This is a genomic window from Streptomyces sp. CBMA291, assembly GCF_014596525.1.
In the GTDB taxonomy this organism is placed as follows: Bacteria; Actinomycetota; Actinomycetes; order Streptomycetales; family Streptomycetaceae; genus Streptomyces.
On the sequence record NZ_MSJP01000104.1, the window covers coordinates 42961 to 67343 of the forward strand.

Here is a 24383-nt window from a genome sequence, read left to right on the forward strand (position 1 = left end):
CCTCAGCGCGGCTCGATTCCTCAGCTCAGCCGCCAGTCCAGACGGCGCCCGTAGTAGACCAGGGGCTGTCCCTCACCCGGCACGCAGGAGGACACCTCGCCCACCAGTGCCGTGTGGTCGCCGTGGGGGAAGGCCGCGGCGACCCGGCAGCGCAGGTAGCCCGACACGTCGAGCAGTCGCGGCACGTCACCATCCCACTCCCACCGGACGTCCGCGAACTTGTCGTCCGCACCGCCCGCGAACACCCGGGCCAGCGCCTCGTCGTCCACGCCCAGCAGGTGCACCCCGAAGTCCGCGCCCGGCCGGGCGCTCAGCTCCCGGCCGGTCCGGGAGCCGTCGGCGACGGCCATCAGGACGGACGGCGGCCGCACGCTGTAGGAGCAGAGCGAGGACACCAGCATGCCGACGGGGCGGCCGTCCGACCGCCGCGCGGTCGCCACCGCCACTCCGGTCACCAACCGGGACATGGCCTCGGCGAACCGCTCGGCGGACACGCCGGGGTCAGCGGACACGCCGGGGTCGGCGAGCGCGCCCGGCCCAGCAGGCACGCCCGGTTCGGCGAGCACGCCGGGCGGGCGCCCGCCGCCGATGACGGGCCGGTCACCCGCCACGGGCGCGCCGCCCTTCGTAGGCGCGCCGCCCTTCGCGGACGCTTCCCCCTTCGCGGGTGATCCGGCCCTCGCAGGCGCTCCGGTCGGCGGTCGGCTGCCGACGGGAGCGGTACCCTCCGCGACCCTACGCACGGGCCTGCCCGGCGGCGCGCAGACAGCTGTCCAGGTGGCTGCGGGCGTCGGGGTCACCGGTGGCGGCCAAGACCGTCTCGAAGTCCGCCGCGGCCTCGCCGTAGCGGCCGGCCGCCTCGTGGACCACACCGCGGTTGAACCGGAAGTCCGCACGGTCCGCGAGTTCCACGGCGCGGTCGAAGTCGGCCACGGACAGGTCCAGGTCGCCTTCCATATAGGCGAGTTCACCGCGTACCGCCCACGCCTCGGCGAGTTCGGGATCGTTGCGCAGCGCGGCCTCCAGCGCCTCCCGGGCGGCGGGGACGTCTCCCTCCTCCGCGAGGAGCCGCCCGCGCAACGACAGCAGATGCGGGTGCTCCGGGTGCTGCGCGAGACCGCCGGTGACGCTCTCCAGCGCCGCCGCGGCGTCGCCGACGTCGGCCAGGATTCCGGCCTTGCCGAGCGACGCCTCCGGATGGCCGGGTTCGAGCTCCAGCGCGCGGTCGAAGTCCGCCAGGGCGCCCTCGGTGTCCCCCAGCTCCAGCCGGGCGTCGCCCCGGTTGTAGTACGCCTCGGGGAACGGCGGCTCCAGGCGCAGCGTCCTGGTGAACTCGTCGATCGCCTCCTGGGCGCGGCCCAGCTTGCGCAGGATGACGCCCCGGTTGAAGTAGTGGTCGGAGAAGCCCTCGTCCGCCGCGAGGATCTCTGCGTAGTCCTCAAGTGCCTCCGTCAGCCGCCCGCTCATCGTGTTCACCTGGGCCCGGTTGTAGCGCAGGCCGGTCCGGTGCCAACTGCGCTTGCCGAGGCCCAGTTCCCTGTCCAGCCGCTCGATCCCCTCGTCCAGCAGTCGCAGCGCCTCGTCCGGCCGCCCCGCCCTGACCTCGACCAGCGCCAGGCCGTTGCGGTTGAAGACCGAGAAGAAGGCGCGCTCGTCGGGGTCCTGGAGCAGGTCGGAGATGCTGATGGCCTGGTTGACCCAGGCACGGGCCAGGCTCTCGTCACGCCGCTCCGGCGGGTAGTGGCGGGCGTAGAGCATCCCGGTCTCGTAGGCGAGCTTCATGTGGTGGGTCGCGCTCAGGGTGCGGGTACGGGCCTCGTGCTGGAGGGCCGCCGACTCGTCGGGCCGGCCGCCCGCCGCCAGGCAGGCACTGGCCTCGCGGATGAAGTACCACCAGGTGTCGGGGTGTTCCTCGGCGGTCAGGCACTCCCTCGCGGCCGCACTGATCTCGGCCGAGATGTGGTAGAAGCCCAGGTACTTGCAGTGGTCGAGGGCCCGGCGCGCCGCCGCCACCCCGGCGCCGACGGGGTCCGTGCCGCGTAGCAGGTGGTACGGCAGCGCTCCCAGGCTCAGCGAGGTCTCGCCCGCCTCGACCCGCTCGGCCAGCTCCCCGGCCCTGCGGTCGTGCAGGGCGGCCCGGTCGGAGGGCGTGAGTGCCGCGTAGGCGGCGGCCTGGCCCGGCTCGTCGCCCACGCAGTCGCCGTCCACGAACGCGCGGGCCGCGCGCCGCGTCTGGGCGGGATCCTCGGATTCGGCAGACGGTACGGCGTCCCGCTCCGTTCCCCGGTACGCGCCCCTCCCCCACTCCGTACCCGGATCCGCCTCCGTATCCGCCTCCGGCTCCGGCTCCGTCGGTCCGGTGACGGAGATGGCGTACGTCGCGAGCGCGTCCGGCAGCGAGACCGACACCTCGCCCGGGGGCTCCCGCAGCGGCTCCGGGCCCGTACAGACCACGATCGTCAGCAGCTCAGCCGGTATCCGGCGCAGGGCCACCGCCAGGAACTCCTGGTCGGTGACGTCGGCGTGCTCGACGTTCGTCACGACCAGGGTGCGGGGCGCGTCCTTCGCGTCGGGCAGCGCCGCGAGAAGGAACTCCACGAGCCCGTGCGCCACGCGCAGCGAGTGCAGCCGCGCCGGGTACCGGCTGATCTCACCGGCCGAGGACTGTTCCTGGATCCCCCGGACCAGCGGCGGTACCAGGGGGGTCAACTCGGGGGTGCTCTGCTGGAGTTCGATGTAGTGCCGTTCCGCGAGTTCGGGCCTGGCCCTCAGGATCTCCGGCGCGATCTCGCGCAGCAGCGTTCCTGCGGCGGTGTACGGACCGCGCAGTCGGCGGTGCGCGTCCGCGGTGAGCGACGGACCGGGCAGACCGAGGGCGTCCCGCAGCTGCTCCCGTCGGCGGGAGCGCGGGGCGGAGATCCAGTAGTGACCGCTCACGTTTCTTCCTTTCACTGAGGGCCTTCGGGGTGGAGACGGCCAGGTCGTCTCTTTCGGGTCGTGCCGGTCAGACCCGCGTCGTCCGGTGCCGTGCCGTGCATCGCAAGGCGGAGAGGCTGCCGCGTACGGGGGCGTACCCGGGTGTCTCGACAACGCGGCGAGGTGCGGTGCCGGGCGGCGCGGGCCAGGCAGGATCCGGAAGAGACGGCCTACGGGCCCCGCCGCCGGCAGGCGCGGCGGACGTCGGCGTCAGGCGATGACGTGCCGGGTCCGCTCGCGGCGCCTGCGGAGCCGGTCGCGGGCGGCGAGCCAGAGGGCGATGCCGATCTGGAGGAAGGTCAGCAGCAGGAAGACCGTGCCGTCCACGAGCATGACCCAGTTCGGCCGGTCGGCCGTGAAGCGGCCGAGGACGGCGCCGATCATGTCGAAGAAGACCGGCCCCAGGCCGAGCAGGAAGGTGCTCAGGCTGAGCGTGTAGCCGACCGGGATGAGCCAGGAGTACCAATGCGCCGCCCGCCGGTCCGCCGGATGCCACTCGGACTCGTCGAGGAGCCGGTCCGGGCGCCCCAGCAGCCGGTTGCACCGGTTGCGGAGCATCCGGGTGGCCGTGGTGTGCAGATCCACGCAGCCGAGGGCCGTGCTGATCAGTACGTAGATGTCGGTGCGCAGATAGAAGAAGAACTGCCACAGCACGCGGATCACCGCGGCGAAGGCCACCGCCAGGCAGACCCGTCCGGCCAGACCGACGCCGTCGGGCCCTCGGGTGAGGTCCGCGACGATGATCAACACACCGACCAGGACCACGTCGACGATCATTCCCGCCAGGATCGGCAGATAGCGTTTTCGGCGCTCCACCACGACCAGGCCGTCCAGGGAGGTCTCGACCACCAGGAAGTAGAAGCGGTACGACATCCGGGTGCGCGACCCGACGCCGAGGCGGCGGCCGGCCAGCGCGTGGTAGATCTCGTGGATCGCGATGAGCGGTGCGGCGGCGACCGTCATCACCACCATGATCAGGGAGTAGTAGTCGCTGAACACCATGGCCCGGGGGCTGGGCAGCAGGTCGGGGCTGCGCACCATCAGCACGGTCGCCCAGGCCACCACCGCTCCGTAACAGAGCCACGCAACCGGTGAGAACAGCGCCTGCCCGAGCCGCTGCCAGCGCACCGGCCGGACGGTCTCGGGGGCGGGGCCGGGCTCGGACCTCACGAAGTCGAGTTCGTACAGCGCCTCGACGATGTCGGCGACGTCGATGGGTTCGCCGTACTCGGTGGCGTACCAGTCCGCGGCCTGCCGGGGGGTGGCGCCTTCCTGGAGGCGGCGTACCAGGGCGGCGCCGTCCGGCGGGAGGATGGCGAAGGACTCGATGTCGGGTCGGCCGATCGTGACCTCGCCGTTCTCCTCCAGGTACACGAGACGGTGAAGCGTCAGCGGGCTGTCGAGGTCGCGCGCCACGGCGTCGTCCGAGGCGTCCGGCTGCGCGATGCCGTCACGAAGTTCCTGATCCGCCATCGCGGCTCCTTCATCTGCATGGTCCGGTACCGCGCACGACGCCCGTACACGCCCGGGTTCCGGTGGCGGACGACCGCCCGCCACCGGAACCCGGAACGGCACTCAGGTGCGCTGCACTCAGTTGGCGGCCGGGTACGTCGAACAGGCCGAAGAGGTCAGACGAACCGGACCGGCCTTGCGGATCTGGATCTTCTTCATGAGAGAACCCCTCTCTAGTGACGGCTGGTGACACATGGCCTGTTGGCCACCAGTGATTCTTCTGAGCCGGCCCAAAGCCGCCCCAGATCCCCGCCAAAGGCTCACGCGCCCGGCACTCCCGCCGGGACCGTGCCCTCCGGGAAGGTCCGGTTCCTCCACGGTCGGCGAGCACCGACACCACACCGCGCGCGAACACTCCTACGGCCCCTCCGAGGACGCGCTGTTCATGATGATCAGCGGCCTCGACCACTCCGACGACACCTTCGTCATCGTCCGGCCCGACGAGGACGACCCCGTCTGGTTCTCCTCCGTCGAAGAACTACCGGTACTCGACCAATCACCAGGTCGTCATCGACGCCGACACCCGTCTGGCCGTCGTGGTCGGCCGACCGCTCGCCGGGAACCGCAACGACTGCAAGACGTGGAAGGAGTCCGGCGCCAAGGCCACCGTCGGCAAAACCACGACAATCGCCGACGGCGGCTACCCAAACACCGGACTCGTCATCCCGCGCCGTCGGCAGCGCGGCCGGGTCGGACTGCCGGACTGGAAGAAGGAACACAACAAGTCCCACAAGCAGGTCCGAGCCCGCGTCGAGTACGTCTTCGCCCGCATGAAGAACTGGAAGGTCGTCCGCGACTGCCGCCTCAAAGGAGACGGAGTCCACCACGCAATGCTCGGCATCGCACGGATGCACAACCTCACTCTCGCCGGATTGGCGTTCGGCCGGCTCGGCTGTCGACAGGCGGACCAAGGGGTCGCCGACCGCTTGGTCGAATGGGCCGCCCTCCTCGGCCATGACCTGGAAACCGCCCGCAAGGCCCCGGGCCAGAGCGGATTCCAGGTCGGCCGGCGCGAGGGCGGGCATGCCCCGGTGACTCCGGGCACGCCCGCCTTCGCTGCGGTGCGCTCCTTACAGGCGGAAGGGGTTGCCTCCCTGGCCCGCGAGGACGTACCAAGCGGTGGCGCCGGTGTGGAGGGAGGCGTAGTAGATGTCACCCTCGCCGGTGGTGAGGCCGTCGCTGGAGGAGGCGACGATGCCGTAACCGTCGGCGTTGGGGACCGCCCCTCCCTGGGCGTCCTGCAAGGTCTTCTGGAGAACTGCCGCCTTCACGTCGTCACCCGGTGCGCGGCGGGCGTGGTAGGCGGCGAGCAGGTGGGCCGTGCCTTCGAGCCAGACCTTGCTGGTGTCGGCCTTGGCGAAGCTGACCCCCATGAGACCGTTGTCGGTGGCGGCGAGGTTGGTGGCAGCCCAGTCGACCGACGCGGAGAAGCGGGGGTCGAGGGTGGCCAGGTAGCTCCAGGTCTGGATGTCCTCGGGGACGCTGTCACGGTTCTGGGTGACACCGTCGTTGCCGGTGCCGGTCCACAGCCGGCCGTCGTCCGCCTGCATGCCGCGCACGAAGGCGAAGGCGTTCTCGGAACGCTGGGCCCAGGTCTGGTCACCGGTCAGTTTCGCCAGCATCGCGAAGAACGCGCCGACGTCGATGTTGTGCTCGGTCGCCTTCCATTCCTTGCGGACCATGGCCGTGCCGTTGCCGGAGGAGTCGGAGTAGCCGCCGGTGTAGCCGCCGAGCCCCCGGCTGTCTGCGGCGTTGTCCTGGATCCAGTCGGCGGCCCTGAGCGCCCCGTTGAGGAACCGCTGGTCACCGGTGACCGAGTACAGGCGCGCGAAAGCCATGCCGGACCAGGCCATGTTGCCGGTGTAGACCGACCAGCTTCCGATGTAGGGGGTGCCGACGGGGTAGTCGCGGCCGAGCGTGGTCACGAACGGGTCGGTCAGGTAGGACGCCCGGATCCGGCCGTCGTTCTGCGGGTCGTGGTCCTGGGCGTACAGCAGGCTGTTGCCGAGCCTGACGGCCCGTCCGACGTCACGGAATCGTCCCTGCAACTCCGCCGCGATGATCACTGAGTTGTCGTAGGTGAAGGACGCCTGGTAGCCGTTGGGGCCGTACTCCGGGCCGGGCCCGAAGTGTCCCCCGGTGTAGCTCTGCGGCACACCGAGGTCGTTCACCACGTTCTTGTCCATGGCCTGTTGAAGGAAGCCCACGGCCATGAGAGTCGACCCGGGGGGAGCATCGGCGACCTGCGACGAATCGCAGGCGCCGAGCGCTTGGAGATTCACGCAGGAAGCGGCGTTCTCCACCTTCCACTGCTGCTCGCCGAGTCCGGAGCAGGGCACGACTCGCAGCCGGGAATTCGAGTCCTCCTCCGAGAGCGTCAGGCACCCCCGGCGCATGAGTGCCGGATGGATGTCCGTGGGTCTCGGGTCGAGCACGTGGCTGATCCAGAAATGCCCCTGGCCATCGGTGTGGAACTGCCAGCTCGCCGCATACGGGTCGCTTTCGACGGGCCCCACATCACGTAGGTGGACCGTCCCGGTGACCGGATCGGCGATCAGGGCGGCACCACTCGGAGACCTCAGCTGCCAGCCACCGACCGTGTCCCTGGCGGGAGTCCAGGTCTGGGCCGTGGCAAAGGTCTGCCCAGGCCCAGGCGCCAGGGGCACCTCGTGGAACGCCGGGAGATCACCCGCGGGGATCAGCGTCCCCTGCGAGGTGAGAAAGCGGCGGCCCTCCACCGGCCACGGTCCACGAGCGCTCAGCGCGGCGCTGCCACCGTTCGCGACCGTCGGATCGACCGCGGCACCGAGGGAGTACTTCGCGTCCTCATCCGGGGACACCGACATCTCCGTGGCCGGTCGTCCTCCCGGGTTCGTGCACTTGAACCTCCACGCCGCCGCCCCGAAGCCCTGCGCCAGGTTTGCGGCCATCGCCGTCAGACACGCGCCCAGGGCCTGATGCCCGTACGCGTTGGGATGGATCGCCTCCTGCTGCGCACCCAGGGGACCGATTTCGGAGAAGCGGTCGGGGACCCATCGGATCCACTCGGCACGGTTGCTGGCCACTCCTCCCGCCGTTGTCGCCAGGTCGGCGAACTTGCTACAGAGTTCATGCCCTGCGAAAGCGTCGGTCAGGTCCAGGAACCTGACCCCGCCGATATCGTCTGCCGCCGTCTTCAGGCGTTCGGTGAGGTCTTTCATCAGGTTGTTGGCTGCCCATGTGGCGTCAGCGTCCTTGAAGGGGCAGCCTCTGCTGGTCCGGCTATCCGGCGTGAAGTCCCCTATTTCCTCCGGGAGGGGGCGAGGATACGATTGCAGGACCAGGTTGTAGTCCCAGGGCTGGTATCCTGCATCCCTCATCTTGACCTTGATCGCCTTGAGGACACCGTAGACCTTGGTTCGGATATACACATTGGCCGCAGCGAAATTCTTCTGCTGTTCTTCGTTGCAAGTTCCCCCGAAGGGGATCGTGTACGCCTTGATGCAGGCCTTGATGATATCGGCGAAACCGACGTCATTTCCGCCGACCGAGACGACTATCATCTTGACCCGGTTCGTTCGGGCGACATAGTCGAGCTGCGACAGCTGCGAAGGCTGACTTTTTTCGACCCACTGGTTCTCGAACTGGACGGTCTTGGCTCCCGAGCAGGCGAGGTTGAACTTCCTTACGTCCGCCTCGCCAGGCAGGCTGGCCTGTGTGATCTCGGCCTCGTTCGACCTGTCGCATTTATTGCCACCGGCTTCGTAGGACGTATCCTCGTCCAGTCCTAGATAGTTTTTCCCCCGGTAGATTCCGGTTCCCTTGTCGGTGGACGCCCTGGCTTCTCCGTCTCCATTCCCTTTCCACCGTCCACCCTCACCGGAGATGTAGCTGTCGCCCATCGAGACGATGGCAGCGGGAAGATTCTGGTCGTTCGGGCTTGCCTGGGCAGGAGCGATGGACGCAATTCCCCCTGCGGCCACCACGGCTACCGAGAGAAGAGCGGCGACGGCCTTTCGCCATCGCCCATAATCGGGCGGAAAAAATGTTGTACGCATAAACTCTGAACCTTTCACGCCGGGCCATGAGGCGGTTCCTCGCGACCTGAAACGGCCTCAGATTAGATGGCGCCGTGCCGGTTCTGTGGACTCGATGCGAAGACTGCGCATTTTCTGGGAACTTCTGCCTTTTCGGACACGGCACACGTGCCCGTTCGAACACGTCCGCCACCCCCCGGCCGCCACAGCGGACCGGCATCCGGGCGACCTGGTACGCCGGGGTCACCCGGACGGTCCAGCCCGACTCCCGCGTAGCCGCTGCCGCTCGGCGTCTACGACCAGCGCCTCCGTTCCGGCGCTGCCCGGAGTTCCCACCGGCCGGACCGGCTGCGGACCGCTGTCAGCCGAACGCCCACCCGATGAGGCGGGTCCTTCGGTCAGGAGCTGCTCGTCCGGGACCCGGCCCCAGCAGCCGGTTGGTGTAGACGACCCGTAGCCAAGGGTGCCGTGGTCCGAGCGGTGGAAATGGGCCTCCCAGACCACAACGTCTTCCGGGGCTTCTGCCAGGCTGTCAGCGCGGGGCGTTGGGGCGGGCCTGCGAGCCCGGCTTCGTGGTGACGGAGATGTCGCTGGTCACCCGGTGGAGATGCCCGGTGGCATCCTCGGCTCGGGCGAGACGCTTCGGCTGGAGTTCGCCGACGGGGTGTTGCGGGCGGTGTGGGAGGAGGGTGACACGCAGAAGCTGACCTTCACTGGAACGGCTGTCACTTCCCTGGCTCAAACCCGCGTTTGCGCCGTACGCCCGTCAACCGATGCGATCACCTCCCCGCAGAGGCGGGGAGCGATCTTCCGGCCTGCACTTTTATCCCACATCGGGGTGCTCGTTAAGTACGACTCGGCCGCGTAATCCCCCCACGAGGCCCGGTGGTCTGCGGCTTGTACGAGCGGGCCGGGCGCCCGCGCTTCCGCCTGGCCTCGCGGGCGCACGTTCCGGTATCCGTACGCGGATGGCTTCCGCACGCCCCTTGGATGCGTCGTCGCGCCGGACGTGTGGCATTGGCGGCGCAACACTATGCCGGAAGCCTGAGGGCATGGTGAGATCACAGGGCGCATCGAAGGTAAGAATCCACACGCGGAAAGTCGGCGCAGCCATGACCGCAGTCGCGGCGGCTGTCTCGGGGATGGTCTTGGCAGGGGCACCTGCCGCCGCCGCCGGTTCCATCTCGATCGAGGTCGGGGCGAGCTATTACAAAGGAACGCCCACCTGGTCGAACCGGTCGGTCTCCATCGACGGATCGTTCAAGGCCACCGGGTGCCGGCGGGTCTACGCTCGGGCGTGGGCGGGCACCAGCTCACTGGACTTCAAGAGCACCAGCACCTGGTGCAACAGATCCGGGGCTGCGGACTTCGCCCTCTCCGCGAACGTCGCCGGCGGGTCCGACTACATCTGGGTCTACATGACCGACGAGAACCAGAACTTCCTCGAAGGCCAGACCTGCTACCGCTCCGGCTCCTGCGTCGACGGCCTGCACTAGGGCCTCGGAGGAGCAGAAGCGCCGCGTGGCCGAGGCCGCGAATTGTCCGGGGAACTCGGCTCTCTGCCGGACGCTCGCGACAGGCAGAGAGCCGATGCGGCCCCGGCGGGCCCGCATCGCCCGGAACCACACACCCATTCAGCCCTGTCCCCCGTTGCTCGGGCTCGGCGGCCCTGCGATCCGGCCCCGCAATGGGGCCTCTGATGGGTGGTGGGCATCGGGCGTCATGCGGGGCAGACAGGCCTGACCTCCTGATCGGGGAAGTATCGCGCCTTCTCTTCATCGGTGAGGTCGCGCGAAACGGCCTTGCAGATGACGTCGGTCGCGGCGTCCAGCGCGACATAGGGCCACAACCGCGCGGTGTTGTCTGCGCTGGCGCTGGCGAGAGTACGGTCGTCGGGGCCGAACACCACCGACCTCACAGCGCTGGTGTGGCCGGTGAAGGTCCTGATCGGGGTGCCCGTGGCCACATCCCACAGGCGGACGGTGCTGTCTTCACCGCCGGTGGCGAGGGTGTGGCCATCGCGGCTGAACGCCACCGACCACACGGCGCTGGTGTGACCGGTGAGAGTGGTGGTGGTTTTTCCCGTGGCCGTGTCCCACAGGCGGGCGGTCTTGTCCGCGCTGGTGGTGGCGAGGGTGCGGCCATCGCGACTGAACACCGCCGAGAGTACGCCAAGGGTGTGGCCTGTGAAGGTCTTGATGGGGGTGCCGCTGGCCACATCCCACAGACGGGCAGTGCCGTCTTCGCTGGCAGTGGCGAGGGTACCGCCGTCCGAGCTGAACACCACTGACCACACGGCACCGGTGTGACCGGTGAAGGTCCTGATGGGGGTGCCGCTGGCCACATCCCACAGACGGGCGGCGCTGTCTTCACCGCCGGTGACAAGAGTGCGGCCGTCCGGGCTCAACGCCACTGAGAACATGCCGTCTTCCGCATAGCCGGCGAAGGTCCTGATGGGGGTGCCGCTGGCCACGTCCCACAGGCGGGCGGTGCCGTCCGTACTGGCAGTGGCGAGGGTGCGGCCATCGCGGCTGAGCACCACCGACCTCACGGCGCTGGTGTGACCGGTGAAGGTCCTGATGGGGGTGCCCGTGGTCGCGTTCCACAGGCGGACGGTGCGGTCTGCGCCAGCGGTGGCGAGAGTGCGGCCATCGCGGCTGAACACCGCCGAGAGTAAGCCGAAGGTGTGGCCGGTGAAGGTCCTGATGGGAGTGCCGCTGGTCGCGTTCCACAGGCGGACGGTGTGGTCTGCGCCAGCGGTGGCGAGAGTGCGGCCATCGGGGCTGAACGTCGCCGATCTCAGGGCATCGGTGTGGCCGGTAAAGGTGGTGAGGAGCTTGCCTGTGGTCACGTCCCACAGGCGGGCGGTCTTGTCGTCGCCGGCGGTGGCGAGAGTGCGGCCATCGCGGCTGAATGCCACCGACCACACGGAGCCGGTGTGACCGGTGAGAGTGGTGAGGAGCTTGCCTGTGGTCGCACCCCACAGGCGGGCGGTGCCGTCCGTGCCGGCGGTGGCGAGGGTGCGGCCGTCGCGGCTGAGCGCCACCGACATCACGGCGCCGGTGTGGCCGGTGAAGGTCCTGATGGGGGTGCCGCTGGCCACGTCCCACAGACGGGCGGTCTTGTCTTCACCACCGGTGGCGAGAGTGCGGCCATCGCGGCTGAACACCACCGACGTCACGGAGCCGGTGTGGCCGGTGAAGGTCCTGATGGGAGTACCGGTAGCTGCGTCCCACAGACGGACGGTGGAGTCACCGCCGGCGGTGGCGAGCGTGCGGCTATCGCGGCTGACCGCCACCGACTCCACGGGAGCGGTGTGGCCGGTGAAGGTGGTGAGGAGTTTGCCTGTGGCCACGTCCCACAGGAGGGCGGTGTTGTCCTGGCTGGTGGCGGCAAGAGTGCGGCTGTCGGGGCTGAACACCACCGAGAGTATGGCGCTGGTGTGGCCGGTGAAGGTCCTGATCGGGGTGCCGCTGGCCACGTCCCATAGGCGGGCGGTGCCGTCCGGGCCGGTGGTGGCGAGGTTGCGGCCGTCTGGGCTGAACACGACCGACCACATGTGGTCGGTGTAGCCGCCGAGGCGGTGGGCCAGGGGCCGGTTCGCATGGGAGCTGAGGCTGGTCACGGCTTCAGTGGTGGGGCTGGTGCGGTAGGCACTGACCGCGAGGAGGGCGGCGAGTTCAGGATTGACGTCGAGCAGGGAAACGGACTGGGCGGCGAGTTGCCGGGACTGTGCGACCCGTTGGGCGGCCTCTGCGGTCTGCTGGGCGGTGATCGCGGTCTGACGTTGCCAGAAGGCCATGCCTGCGGCGATCAGGGCGAGGGCGAGGGTAGTGGCCAGGATGGTGTTGAGGCGACGGCTCCGGCGGGCAGCGGTCTGCTGGCGGTGGCGTCCGGCCTTCAGGAAGTCGTCGAGGCCGGTGGGCAGTCGGCGGCGGTCCGACCAGTCGGTGCCTTCGGCGAGGACCGTTCCGGAGGGCAGGTCCTGGGGATCGCGCCGCTTCTGCCAGCGGGTGTACTGGTCGCGGGCACGGTTGAGCCAGTCGTGGAAGCGGGCATCCTGCTCGACCCAGTCGCGCAGGGCGTTCCAGTCGCGGATGAGGGCATCGTGGACCAGTTCGGCCACCGCCGTCCCGTCCGCGTCGTCGTGGAGCCGGTGGGTGGTGACGATGCGGTGTCGGGAGAGCACGGCCAGGACTTCGTCCACGGCCTGCGGCGCGTCGGGCGTGGCGTCGTCGTAGGCCAGTTCGCGCAGTTCGCCGAGCGGGAGCTGCTGGCGCGCCGCCGGGATGTTCAGGGAATCGTCGGCGGGGCGGACGAGGGCGGTGAGGATCCTGCGGGCGATGTCCCGCTGCCGGGGGTCGAGTTCGCTCAGGGCTGTGCCGCACCAGTCGGTAAGGGCGCCGGTGACGGCTCCGATGCGGCGGTAGGCGTCACCGGTGAGTCGGCCGTCGTACTCCAGACGGCGTTCCCACAGTCGGGTGAGGGCGACTTCGAGCAGGGGCAGCACCGTGACGGGCGCGCCGCCGGTGCCGTCGGCGCGGGGGTTCAGCTCCAGGACGTCGGCGATGATCTGCTCCGCGAGGCCCGGCTCGAAGGCCGTGTCCAGGTCGCGGGCGGGGCCGGTGACGATCGCGTCCAGGTCCGCGGCGCTCAGGGTGGCGGGGACGTTGAGGACGCCCCTCGCCCGCAGCGCGGCGTCCAGCAAGTCCGGGGCGAGCGCGGACAGACGGGAGTAGAAGTCGTCGCGCATCACGAGGACCACACTGAGCGGGGCGTCGGAGCGGATCGCGGCGGTGATCCGGGCAAGCGCCTGGAGAGCCTCGGGGCCTTCGGAAGGGGCGAGGAGTTCCTCGAACTGGTCGACGATCAGCACGACACGGGACTCAGGCGGTGCATCGGCCGCCCCGTCGGCGGCATCCGCATCGTGGGTGGCGTCCACCCCGGCGTCCCCGGGCTCGGGGCCGGGCAGGCCCGCGCGGGTGAGGGCGCCCGGCAGGTCTGGGCCCGGCCGCGTGAGCACCTGCCGCCAGCGGTCGCTGCCCGGCAGTCGCCCCGCCGTCAGCGCGGGCAGTACCCCCGCCTGGACCAGCGAGGACTTCCCCGAGCCGGACGGGCCGAGGAGCAGCACCACCCGCCGCCCGCCCGCGAGTCCCGCCACGACCTGGCGCACGGCTTCCTCGCGGCCCCGGTACCAGGGGGCGTGCTCGGCCGTGAACGGTTCCAGCGCCCGGTACGGCGACAGGTCCTTCTCGTCCAGTGCCGGCCGCACCTCGCGCAGGACAGCGGTGGGGGTGACGTAGGCGATGGCCTGGCCCCGGTCGTGGCCGTCGGGGGCAGTGATCGCGGTGAGCATCCCCACCACCAGACCGGTCGTCTCGTCCAGGACCGGTCCGCCGCTGAAGCCCTGGGTGAGGTCGTTGGCACCGGTCAGTTGCAGCAGCTCACCCGTACTGTCGGCCGCAGGCAGGAGTCCACCGGCCGTGGCGAACCCCAAGTGCCCGCCCGGCGGCGCCTGCTGGGGGAAACCGAAGGAGCGGACCCGGTGCCCTCGGGCGCCCGCCGCCGAACCCAGCGGCAGTGGCTCCACACCAACCTGGCGCTCCAGGCGCACCAGCGCGACGTCCTGCTCGTACGGCTCGCGCCACGTCTCCTCCAGCACCCGCCCGGTGACCACCGGAGCGCCGGGCGCGTGCGGGAAGGCCAGCATCACCACCGAATCGGGCCCGTAGCCGCCGTCCACCAGGACGTGCGCGCACGTCACCACGAGGCCGCCGTCGACCAGGAATCCTGCCCCCACCACCTGCCCGGCCCCGTCGCGGACCTGCGCGACGGCCGCCGGCAGGCCGTCCGCCGCACCGGCCCGCGTCGCCTCCCGTCCGACCGTCATCCCGTCAGGCCTCCGGATCGCCAGCGGCTGCGCGGACCGCGGTCTCAGGCTCGTCGTCCTCGGGAACACCGGCCGGAGCCGCGTCGCCCTCGTCCTTGCGCCACACCACGCGCACCGTCAGATGGCACTTGGCAGCGGTCTTCGTGATCACCACCCCCGCTGCGGCAGAGAGATCGACCCCGAACTCCACCTGCACCTCGTCCGGCCCCGCCGCCCGCAGCCGGTGCAGCACCGTGCGCGCCAGGCCGGTCACCGGCTCCAGTGCCGACCCCAGACTCTCCGGAAGCTCCCGCACCACGTCACCGACCCGGCCCGCCTTCACCGGACCCACCGCGGCATCCTCCGCCTCGACGAGAATCGAACCCCCGCCCTCCAACGGCACCCGCGCCAACTGCTGACCCATGCCACCCCTCCCAAACGCCGCCCCATGGCGGCCAGGGCCACACCGTAGTACTCGCATCGGTGTACAGCGAAACCGCGAACCCCCCAACAGACAGGGGTGGTTGGGCCGTTTCGACCGGCCGGTGGAAGAGCCGCACAAACACCACGCAGCGGGAACTTGTGCGCGCAGGCGCACACCGCCCGCATCCGCGTCGCGGCCGAGAACCGCGCGAAGGACAACGCAGTCGTCCTGGAACGGCCCGGCCTCGTCAGGCCACCACGCCTTCGGTCCTGCGGCCAGGAAGCCTTCTTCGAGGGACACGTCCACGTGTGTCGGCGTACTCGCCTATGTGCAGGGCTGCGTACGGATGAACATGCAGAGCAAGGAGACCCGTGAAGCGCGGGCGTCCTGGTTCGAGATGATGGAGCGGCGTCTCTTCGCTCTTTCCATCAGACCGGCTGGACCGCGATTCTCCATGGCACCGGCACCGAGATCGGCCGCATGGTGCGTGTGGAGGGTTGGGACCAAACGTCCGGGACGGCCCTGGTCGTCGATCCCAAGCGTGGTGCCTGCGCCCGGTGACGGACTACGAGGACTTCTCCCACTTGGAGCGAGCTGATCAGGCCGTGGCCGCGATACCTGGCGGACGGTGGCGGGTGCACTGGAAGGACGAGGGCCCCGGGGGGGGGGACGCCGCTGACGGAACAGGTACGGGCCTGGCTCATCGCGTCGCAGGGGCGGGCCACGGCCATCACGGTCGAGGCTCAGGGGCACGTCGACGATCCCGATGGCGCCGACGCTTCATCCCGCCGGGCGAGGACCCGGTGTCCTGATCGCAGCAGCCGGCCAGGCGCCCGGCAGACGGCGGTCCGTACGGACCGGCCCGCGTGGCTGCGACCACCGCGCGACCACCTCCACCGGCTCCGCGCCCTCGCGCCACCCGCCGCCAGTACCCTGGCGAACCGGCCCCGGACCGAGTATGCGACCACACCGCGACCACCACGCCCCCAGACGCACGAAAGGCCGCCCTCTCATAGATGAGAGAACGACCTCCGACCTGCGTTTCCGCGTGGTCGGGACGACAGGATTTGAACCTGCGACCCCTTGACCCCCAGTCAAGTGCGCTACCAAGCTGCGCCACGTCCCGATGCTCGCGTCCGTGGACTCGCGTCCTCGTCGGCTTGCAGGGAAAACATTACCTCACTCCGGAGGGTGCGATGACGCACGGGCTGTCACAGGGTCCGGATGGCCAGGTCCGCGCCACAGGCGATGGCCTGGGAAGTCACTTCGGCGAGGGCGGTCGGGCAGCCGCGTGGTGTGGGCGAGGTCCAGGCGGGCGCGGGCCTCCTCGTAGCGGGAAAGTGAGGCCGGCAGATAGGTGCCGGCCTCGGCGAGGAGCCCTTCGGTCTCTTCCAAGGCGGCGAGATGGTCGAGCGCGCTCTGGAGGAGCCGACAGGTCAGGTGGAACGGAACCTGAGTGACGATCCCGACACCTCATTCGGCCGACACGGTGCACCGGTCCCCGCCGAGACGCCGGATCTTGGCGAGCAGCACGGTCTTGCCCGCGCCCGCCTCACCCTCCCCCTGCCTGCCCGCCTCCCCCCCCTGTAGACGAGGACACTGCCGGTGGGAGTGAGGATGCCGGGTGGGGCGCTCACCACCGGAGACAGGCGAGGCGGAGACAGGCGAGGAGGGGTCCGTGTCCGAGGCCGCGCTCGGGTCCGTATCCGGGTCCATGCTCCAGTCCGTACCCGGGTGCATGCTCGGGACCGCCGGGCCCAGCGGGTCTGACCGTCCCGGGGGCCACAATGGGTGGGTGAACCCCACAGCGAGTGACCGTGGCAGGGACCGGGACGAGACGGGGCGGGCGCGGAGCGCGCGGCCTCGTGACGGTCTGGGCCGGCCGCTGCCCTACGGGTCCCCCGGCGTGCCTCGGCAGCCCGAAGGAGTGGTGCGCGAGCCCGGCGAGACCCTGCGGGAGGCGCAGCGGCTGCTCGACGCGGGGATGCCGTTCCACGCGCACGAGGTCTTCGAGGACGCGTGGAAGTCGGGGCCCGGGGCGGAGCGGGATCTGTGGCAGGGGCTCGCTCAGCTCGCCGTGGGTTTGACGCACGCGGCACGGGGCAACGGGCCCGGCGGGGCGCGGCTGCTGCGCCGTGGCGCCGACCGTCTCGCGAGCGGCCCGGGACGCACGGCCGCCGTGCCGTACGAGGTCGACGTCGAGGGGCTGGTGGCATGGGCCCGCGCCCTGGCGGACCGTGCCGAGGTCGACGCCGCGCCTTCCGTCGATCCGGTCGCCGCCGCGCCTCGGCTCCGCCGCGCTCTTCCCTGAGACGCGGCCGCCCGGCGCGGGGCGCCGTACCTCTCCGCCCCCGTCACCCCCCGACTCCCCAGCCGCACCACACCTTCCCTGAGGCCCGGCCGCCCGGCGAGGCGCCGTACCTCTCCGCCTCCGTCGCCATCCCCACCGCCCCCCCCAGCCGCACCACCCCCTCCCTGAGGCCCGGCTGCCCAGCGAGGCGCCGCGCCTCTCCGCCACCCCCACCGTCTCCCCAGCCGCACCAACCCTCCCTGAGGCCCGGTCACCGGGTGGGCACGACGCCCCGCATCAGTCGCACCACGCCCCCCTGAGGCGCAGTCGTCCAGCGGGAGGGCTACTGCTCCGATCCGCCGCCGCCGCACCACGCACCTTCCCCGAGGCCCGGCCACCCGGCGGGCGGCTACCCCTCCAGTTCCCGCCGCAGGACCGTCGTGTGGCTCACCGACGGGTCCTTGGCCGCCGTCAGGAGGGTGATCGTCCCCTTCGCCGCGAGCGTCCGCAGCCGGTCCAGCGCGGTGGCGGCGTCGGGGGCGGTCAGCTCGGCCTCGTAGCGGCGGCGGAACTCCTCGTACGTGCCCTCCGGGCCGTGGTACCAGCGGCGGAGTTCGGTGGAGGGGGTGAGCGCCTTCGGCCATTCGTCGATGTGGGCGTCGGTCTTGGCTAGTCCGCGCGGCCAGAGCCGGTCGACGAGGACCCGTACGCCGTCGTCGGGTGAGGGGGTCTCGTAGATGCGGCGGACACGGACGTCGTGGCGGTGTGCGGGCATGGTCCCAGGGTGCGGGACGGCCCGGGGTCTCACCCGTCGACGCGCAGTGCCGGAAGGAGGACGGCGTCGACGAAGGCCCTGATGCCCGAGACGTCGGCGAAGCGGTCCTCGAAGAGCCGTTCGACGCGGAGCATGCCCATGAAGCAGGGGGCGATGAAGGCGATGGCGGGATTGTCGGCGGCGACCTCGCCGCGCTCGACTCCCCGGGCCACGATCGTCTCGATGGCGGCGACCTCGGGGGCGATGACGGTCTCGCGGAGCGCGGCCCGCAAGTCGGGATGCTGGATGTACGCCTGGGCGACGGCTTCCATGAGTTCGGCGTCGCGCTCGCGGTGGGAGGCCGCGATGCGGCCGGCCTCGCGGAGGTCCCCGGTGAGGGTGCCGGTGTCGATGCCGCCGAAGACGGAGCAGCGGCTCCGGGCGAGCGCGGCGGTGACGAGCCGGGGCTTGGTGCCCCACTGCCGGTAGAGGGTGGCCTTGCCGCACTTGGTCCGGGCCGCGACGCCCTCCATGGTCACGGAGTCGTATCCGCCCTCGCGCAGGAGGCCGAGCACAGCCTCGTGGATCTCCGACTCGCGCTCCGGCGTGATCTTGCTACGGCGGGCTGCGGCGCTGGCCGCCTCTGTGGACATCGACCCCTCCCGGACACCTCTGTCTGCACATACGAGAGTAGGGGGTGCACAATCGAGACGCAAACGTATCGAGACGCTTGCGTCTCGATGAATTCACCTCTAGGCTCACTCCGTTTATTGACGTTTTGACGGATTAGAGGGCCGCGCGATGACTGGCGGGATACGCGGGATACGAGGACCACGTCCTGCGGGGACAGGGGGGAAGCTCGACGGCACCACCCGGCCGCCCCTCCTGCGCGAGCTGCTGCTCGTCACCACGCTCTTCCTCGTCTACAAGTTCGGCCGGCTCTTCGCCAACGGGCACGAGAGCCTCGCCTTCCGGAACGCCGACCGCGTCTGGGACGCCGAGCGCGCGCTCCACCTGCCGGGCGAGGGCGCGATCCAGCAGCTCCTGCTGCACGGCGAGACCCTGATCCGGACCGCGAACACGTACTACGCGGCCGTGCACTTCCCGGCCACCCTCGCCTTCCTGGTCTGGCTCTATCTGCGCCGCCCCGCCCACTACCTCTGGTCCCGCCGGGTCCTCGCGCTCGTCACCGGCGCCGCCCTCGCCCTGCACCTGCTGATGCCGCTCGCGCCGCCCCGGATGCTGGCCGCCAGCGGTCTCGTCGACACCGCCCGTGTCTACGGCCCCTCCGTCTACGCGGCCACGCCCGAGACCGACTCCATGGCCAACCAGTTCGCCGCCATGCCCTCGCTGCACTTCGGCTGGGCCCTGATGGTCGCGATCGGCCTCATCGCCGCCACCCGCTCGCGCTGGCGCCACCTGTGGCTGCTGCACCCGCTGTTCACGCTGCTCGTCATCGTCGGCACCGCCAACCACTACTGGTTCGACGCGCTCGCCGCCGCCACGCTCCTCGGCCTCGCCCTGCTCGCCGTCCGCGCCCCCGCCCGCAGTACGGCGCCGCCGCCCGTGCCGCACGCCCTCGGCGCGCCCCCCCTCGCGGCCGGAGCCCTCCGATGAGCCCCGCCCTCGGCACCGTCCTCGCGGTGCTCCTCTCGCTCGTCTCCGCCGTCGGGTACGCGCTCGCCGCCGTCGCCCAGTCACGGCTGGCCGCCGCCTCCCCCGTCCAGGACGGGCGCGGGGCGCTGCGCGCGCTGCTCGCCCGGGGCAAGTGGTGGGCGGCCGTCGGCCTGAACGCCGCCGGAGCCCTCGCCCACGTCGCCGCCCTGCACTACGGACCGCTGACCCTGGTCCAGCCGCTCGGCGCGCTGACCCTCGTGGCGGCGCTGCCGCTCGGCGCGTACGCGGCACGGCGCCGGGTGACCAGGACCGAGTGGCGCGGTGCGCTGTGGACCCTGGGCGGCCTGGTCGGCCTGGTCGCCGTGACCGGGCCCACCGCGCCCGGCGAGGCGCTCTCCCTCGTCGAGTGCCTCGTCGTCGCGGCGGCCACCGCGCTCCTCGTCGCCGCGCTGGCCTCGGGCCGGGCCGGGGCTCCCGGGCGGCCCCGGCGCGGCCTCGGCCACGCGACGGCCTCCGGAATCGCCTCCGGCGTCGCCTCCGCCCTCACCCAGACCCTGACGTCCGCGCTCGCGCTCGAACTGCCGGGCCGTGAGCCGACCTGGTGGCAGACCACGCTGCTCGCGGTCCTCATCTCCGGCTTCGCGACGGGCGGCCTGCTGCTCTCCCAGGCCGCCTACCGGGGCGGCCTCGCGGCTCCGCTCGCCGTGGTCAACCTCTCCAACCCGGCCGCCGCCGCCGTGATCGGCGTCGCCCTCCTGGGCGAGACCTTCCGGGCCGGAGTCTGGGGCTGGCTGGTCGCCGCCACGGCCGCGCTGGTCGCCGCACGGGGAGTGATCCTCCTGACGAAGAGCGGCGGCGAGGCGGGGGCCGGTGCGGACGGGTCCACGCGTGCGGACACGGCCACGCGTGCGAGTGAGTCCACGCATGTGGGCGTGGGCGTAGGTAGGGGCCTCGACCTTGACGACCTCGCTGTGGCCGGGCTTACGGATGCGGAGCCGGCCACGGACACGCGTACCGCCTGGCAGGCGCGGGCCGTACCGACGCCCCGCCCGGCCGGTCAAACCGACCCCGACCGGGCGACCGGCGACCGGGGCATCGGCGGCGCGGGCCTCACCGGGCTGATCCTGCCGGACGGGGAACCCGCGCCCGCACCGGTCGGAGGCTGAGCCCTCAAGGACCGGGAGCTTGGGGGCTTCCGGTCCTCAGGGCCTGGTGGCTCGGGCCCCGGATCTCGGGGCTCGGATCTCGTGGCTCGGATCTCGTGCCGCCCGTCCAGGACCTCGGATCTCGGGCCTCGGATCTCGGGTCTCGCGCCCAAGGCCCCGGATCTCGGGGCTCGCGCCGCCCGTCCAGGGCCCCGGATCTCGGGCCTCGGGCCCCTGATCTCGCGCAGCCCGTCCAAGGCCCCGGATCTCGGGCCCAGGGAGGAACCCGGGCGCCTGGACAGTCCCGAGGCTCCGGGGTTCCGGGGTCCTGGACGGATGTCGCGGGATTCCCGGGCCCCCTCCCCGAGGCGGCCGGAATCGTTCGGTCCGAGGCGGGGGCAGGGCTCCACGGCGCTATGCTCGGCGCGCTTTGTCCGGGTTGGGCGTCGGCGGTGCGTGTCGGCCTCGTGTGCCGACCGGACGTCCGCCGCCCGTTCCCGGCTGTCGAAGGAATCCCCCATGGCCTCCGTCTCCTCCGGCTCGTTGTCCGTCTCCCCCGCCACGGTCCAGGACTGGGAACTCGTCCTCTCCTGGGCCGCCGACGAGGGGTGGAACCCCGGCCACTCCGACGCGCGCGCCTTCTTCGCGCAGGACCCGGACGGCTTCTTCCTCGGCCGGCTGGACGGGGAGCCCGTCTCGGCGATCTCGGTCGTCACCTACGACGACGCGTACGCCTTCCTCGGCTTCTACCTCGTCCGCCCCGAACTGCGCGGCCTCGGCCACGGTCTCGCCACCTGGCGGGCGGCGCTCGCGCACGCGGGCGGGCGGTCCGTCGGGCTCGACGGGGTCCCCGCGCAACAGGACAACTACCGGCGCTCCGGCTTCGCCACCGCGTACCGGACGGCGCGTTACGTGGGCGAGGTCCCGGCGCCCGACCGTCCGGCGGCCGGGGTCGTCCCCGCCGAGCGGGTCGATCCGGCCGCCCTCGCCGCGTACGACAACGCCTGTCACCATGCCGACCGGCCGCGTTTCCTCGCCGCCTGGCTCGCGGCACCGGGACACCGCGCGCTCGCGCGGGTGACCGACGGGCGGCTCACGGGGTACGGGGTGGTGCGCGCCGCGCAGGACGAGGCGCGGATCGGGCCGCTGTTCGCGGACACCCCGGGCGACGCGGCGGTGCTGCTCGACGCGCTCGCCGCCGAGGCGCGGGCCCTAGGCTCGGCCCGGATCGCGGTCGACATGCCCGAGTCGAACCCGGCGGCCGCCCGGCTGGCCGAGGAGCGGGGGCTCCTGCCGACCTTCGAGACGGCCCGCATGTACACGGGGCCGGTCCGTCCGGTGGCACGCGAGCGGGTCTTCGGCGTCACCACCCTCGAACTGGGCTGAGCCGACAGCCCTGGGGGACGGGACCGCCGGGGGGGGCGGGGCCGGACCTCCGGGGGCGAGGGGCGAGGGGCAGGGGGCCGAGGCGCAGGGGCGAGGCGATCCAGAGACTCCGGCCCCTGCCCTCGCCCCGCCTCGCCTCGCCTCGCCTCGCCTCGCCTCGCCTCAAGAACCGTCGCCCTCTCCCCTTCCCCCTCCTCCCCCTCCGCGTCCCCCGCGAGTGGACAAGGGTTTTCCCCGTTTCGGGTTGGCCACCCCGTTCCCTACTGTCCTGCGCACCGGCGGATATCATCCCCCGAGCGCACCGTGACAGGTGCATGCGGAGGGTGGTGTCCGCCGGTGACGGCCTTGACCCGGGTCGTCGCGCCGGTGGCGGCGCATGGGCCCCCCAAGCCCAGGGACCTGCGGAGCGTGACCCCATAGCGCCCCGCGCGTCCCGCGCCGCCGCCACCGCACCGCGTCGACGTCGTACTCGAAAGGGCCACACTTTGAACGGTTCCAGGCGGAGAGTCATATCCGTGGTCGCGGGCGCCGCGATCCTCGGTGCCGCTGCCACCACCTCCGGGGCGTCCGCCGTCGCCTCGGGTGCCTCCCCGAAGCCCGTTCCGGCTTCGCAGACGATGCGGGCGCTGCCCCGCGCCCCCGTCGAGAAGGTCATCGTCACCTACAAGAACCGGACCGCCGAGGCCGGTTCCAACACCGCCGCCCAGAGCGACACGGCGGAGAAGGCCACGAAGACGGGCCGGAAACTCTCCTTCGAGCGCCGCCTCTCCGGTGGCGCCTCCCTCGTCCGGCTGGGCGGCGCCGCCACCCCGCAGGACGTGAACAAGGTCATGGCCGCCTTCCGCGCCGACCCGTCCGTCGCCTCCGTCGAGCCCGACATCCGCGCCTACGCGATGGCCGTCGCGCCGAACGACACCGAGTACGCCAAGCAGTGGGACCTCCTGGAGCCCACCGGTGGCATGAACGTTCCTGCGGCCTGGGACAAGACGACCGGCTCCGGAGTCACCGTCGCCGTCATCGACACCGGTTACGCCGCCCACTCGGACCTGGCGGCCAACATCGTCGCCGGGTACGACTTCATCTCCGCCCCCTCCGACGCCCGCGACGGCAACGGTCGCGACGCGGACCCGAAGGACGAGGGCGACTGGACCGCCGTCACGGGCGAGTGCGGCGACGGGGCTCCTCCCTCGCCCTCCTCCTGGCACGGCACCCATGTGGCCGGCACCATCGGCGCCGTCGCGAACAACACCAAGGGCATCGCGGGCATCGCGTACCACGCGAAGATCCAGCCCGTGCGGGTGCTCGGGAAGTGCGGCGGCACGTCCTCCGACATCGCCGACGCCATCACCTGGGCCTCCGGCGGCAGCGTGCCGGGCGTCCCCGCCAACGCGACCCCGGCGAAGGTCATCAACCTGAGCCTGGGCGGCTCCAGCAACACCTGCCCGAGCGTCTACCAGAACGCGATCAACGGCGCCGTCACACGTGGGACCACCGTCGTCGTCGCGGCGGGCAACAGCAACGCCAACACCTCCGGGTTCACCCCCGCCAACTGCGCGAACGTCATCACCGTGGCGTCGACGAGCCGCGAGGGCAACCGGTCGTACTACTCCAACTTCGGCACCGCCGTGGACGTGGCCGCGCCCGGCGGCGAGACCCGCCGCTCCCTCGACACGCCCGGGACCGTCACCACCCCCCAGAACGGCATCCTCTCCACCCTGAACGCGGGGGCGACCACCTCGTCGAGCGAGACCTACAAGCCCTACCAGGGCACCTCGATGGCCGCGCCGCACATCGCCGGGCTCGCGGCGCTGCTCAAGTCGGCCAAGAGTTCCCTCACCCCCGGCCAGATCGAGGCCGCCATCAAGGCCAACGCCCGGCGGATCCCCGGCGCCTGCACCGGGGGCTGCGGAGCGGGCATCGCCGATGCGGCGAAGACGGTCGGCGCCGTCACCTCCCCGTCGACGGGCACCTTCTTCACCAACACCACCGACGTCGAGATCCCGGACAACACCACGGTGACGTCCCCGATCGCCGTCACCGGCCGGCCCGGCAACGCGCCCACCGTCCTCAAGGTCGGCGTGGACATCAAGCACCCCTGGCGCGGGGACCTGGTCGTCGACCTGGTCGCCCCCGACGGCACGGTACGCAACCTCAAGGCGTCCTCCCCCTCGGACAGCGCCGACGACGTCGTCGCCACCTACACGGTCGACGCGTCGGCCTCGGTCGCGGCGGGCACCTGGAAGCTCCAGGTCCGCGATGTGTCCACGGGTGACACCGGCTACATCGACGCGTGGAGCCTCACCTTCTGACCCACCCCCCACACCAGCGTCACCGCTGGTCAGCGACGTGCCCGTGGCCTCTGCCACGGGCACGTCCCGGTTCCGGGACGTTCGG

The 24383-nt window shown here is 71.5% G+C and carries 14 protein-coding genes, 1 tRNA gene and 1 pseudogene; 7 read left to right on the forward strand and 9 right to left on the reverse strand.

Features of this window, described 5'->3' with window-relative positions; genetic code table 11:
- Nucleotides 1-20: 20 nt before the first annotated feature.
- The 3 genes from BU197_RS24930 to BU197_RS24940 form a co-directional block, all read right to left on the reverse strand.
- Nucleotides 21-611, reverse strand: a complete 591-nt coding sequence (locus tag BU197_RS24930) for a flavin reductase family protein (RefSeq protein ID WP_188270555.1) — start codon at nt 609-611, stop codon at nt 21-23.
- A 124-nt stretch (nt 612-735) separates the two neighbouring features.
- A complete protein-coding gene (locus BU197_RS31375; RefSeq protein WP_188270556.1) occupies nt 736-2937 on the reverse strand; it encodes a tetratricopeptide repeat protein in 2202 nt (733 codons plus the stop codon).
- Between the two features lie 249 nt (nt 2938-3186).
- Nucleotides 3187-4449 (reverse strand): hypothetical protein, encoded by a 1263-nt coding sequence (locus tag BU197_RS24940; protein ID WP_223183519.1) that lies wholly within the window; start codon nt 4447-4449, stop codon nt 3187-3189.
- A gap of 509 nt (nt 4450-4958) precedes the next feature.
- Between BU197_RS24940 and BU197_RS24945 the strand changes: the two are divergent.
- Nucleotides 4959-5360: pseudogene (locus BU197_RS24945) on the forward strand (transposase); the annotation flags it as partial.
- A 198-nt stretch (nt 5361-5558) separates the two neighbouring features.
- Here the strand turns inward: BU197_RS24945 and BU197_RS24950 are convergent.
- Nucleotides 5559-8369 carry a GDSL-type esterase/lipase family protein gene (locus BU197_RS24950; RefSeq protein WP_188270557.1) on the reverse strand — a complete coding sequence of 937 codons (2811 nt, stop codon included), beginning with the start codon at nt 8367-8369 and terminating at the stop codon, nt 5559-5561.
- A gap of 1283 nt (nt 8370-9652) precedes the next feature.
- On the opposite strand from BU197_RS24950, the gene BU197_RS24955 reads away from it, so the two are divergent.
- Nucleotides 9653-10000: a hypothetical protein gene (locus BU197_RS24955; protein WP_188270558.1), complete on the forward strand. Its 348-nt coding sequence runs from the start codon at nt 9653-9655 to the stop codon at nt 9998-10000.
- 224 nt (nt 10001-10224) lie between these two features.
- On the opposite strand, the gene BU197_RS24960 is transcribed toward BU197_RS24955, so the two are convergent.
- The 3 genes from BU197_RS24960 to BU197_RS24970 form a co-directional block, all read right to left on the reverse strand.
- Nucleotides 10225-14394 carry a trypsin-like peptidase domain-containing protein gene (locus BU197_RS24960; RefSeq protein ID WP_188270559.1) on the reverse strand — a complete coding sequence of 1390 codons (4170 nt, stop codon included), beginning with the start codon at nt 14392-14394 and terminating at the stop codon, nt 10225-10227.
- 4 nt (nt 14395-14398) lie between these two features.
- A complete protein-coding gene (locus BU197_RS24965; protein ID WP_188270560.1) occupies nt 14399-14797 on the reverse strand; it encodes a CU044_2847 family protein in 399 nt (132 codons plus the stop codon).
- A 1049-nt stretch (nt 14798-15846) separates the two neighbouring features.
- Nucleotides 15847-15923 (reverse strand) — tRNA-Pro (locus BU197_RS24970).
- Between the two features lie 612 nt (nt 15924-16535).
- Here BU197_RS24970 and BU197_RS24975 point away from each other — a divergent pair.
- A complete protein-coding gene (locus tag BU197_RS24975) occupies nt 16536-17108 on the forward strand; it encodes a DUF309 domain-containing protein (protein ID WP_188270598.1) in 573 nt (190 codons plus the stop codon).
- 388 nt (nt 17109-17496) lie between these two features.
- Here the strand turns inward: BU197_RS24975 and BU197_RS24980 are convergent, their stop codons facing one another.
- Nucleotides 17497-17862, reverse strand: a complete 366-nt coding sequence (locus tag BU197_RS24980) for a DUF488 domain-containing protein (RefSeq protein WP_188270561.1) — start codon at nt 17860-17862, stop codon at nt 17497-17499.
- A 29-nt stretch (nt 17863-17891) separates the two neighbouring features.
- Nucleotides 17892-18494 (reverse strand): TetR/AcrR family transcriptional regulator, encoded by a 603-nt coding sequence (locus BU197_RS24985; protein ID WP_188270562.1) that lies wholly within the window; start codon nt 18492-18494, stop codon nt 17892-17894.
- Between the two features lie 148 nt (nt 18495-18642).
- On the opposite strand from BU197_RS24985, the gene BU197_RS24990 reads away from it, so the two are divergent.
- The 4 genes from BU197_RS24990 to BU197_RS25005 all read left to right on the forward strand — a co-directional run bounded on the left by BU197_RS24990 (nt 18643) and on the right by BU197_RS25005 (nt 24298).
- On the forward strand, nt 18643-19458 hold the full coding sequence (locus BU197_RS24990) for a phosphatase PAP2 family protein (RefSeq protein ID WP_188270563.1): 816 nt from the start codon (nt 18643-18645) through the stop codon (nt 19456-19458).
- On the forward strand, nt 19455-20624 hold the full coding sequence (locus BU197_RS24995) for a DMT family transporter (protein WP_188270564.1): 1170 nt from the start codon (nt 19455-19457) through the stop codon (nt 20622-20624). The genes BU197_RS24990 and BU197_RS24995 overlap by 4 nt, the downstream gene beginning before the upstream one ends.
- Before the next feature lie 498 nt (nt 20625-21122).
- Nucleotides 21123-21989: a GNAT family N-acetyltransferase gene (locus BU197_RS25000; RefSeq protein ID WP_188270565.1), complete on the forward strand. Its 867-nt coding sequence runs from the start codon at nt 21123-21125 to the stop codon at nt 21987-21989.
- 617 nt (nt 21990-22606) lie between these two features.
- Nucleotides 22607-24298, forward strand: a complete 1692-nt coding sequence (locus BU197_RS25005) for a S8 family peptidase (RefSeq protein WP_223183538.1) — start codon at nt 22607-22609, stop codon at nt 24296-24298.
- Nucleotides 24299-24383 lie beyond the last annotated feature (85 nt).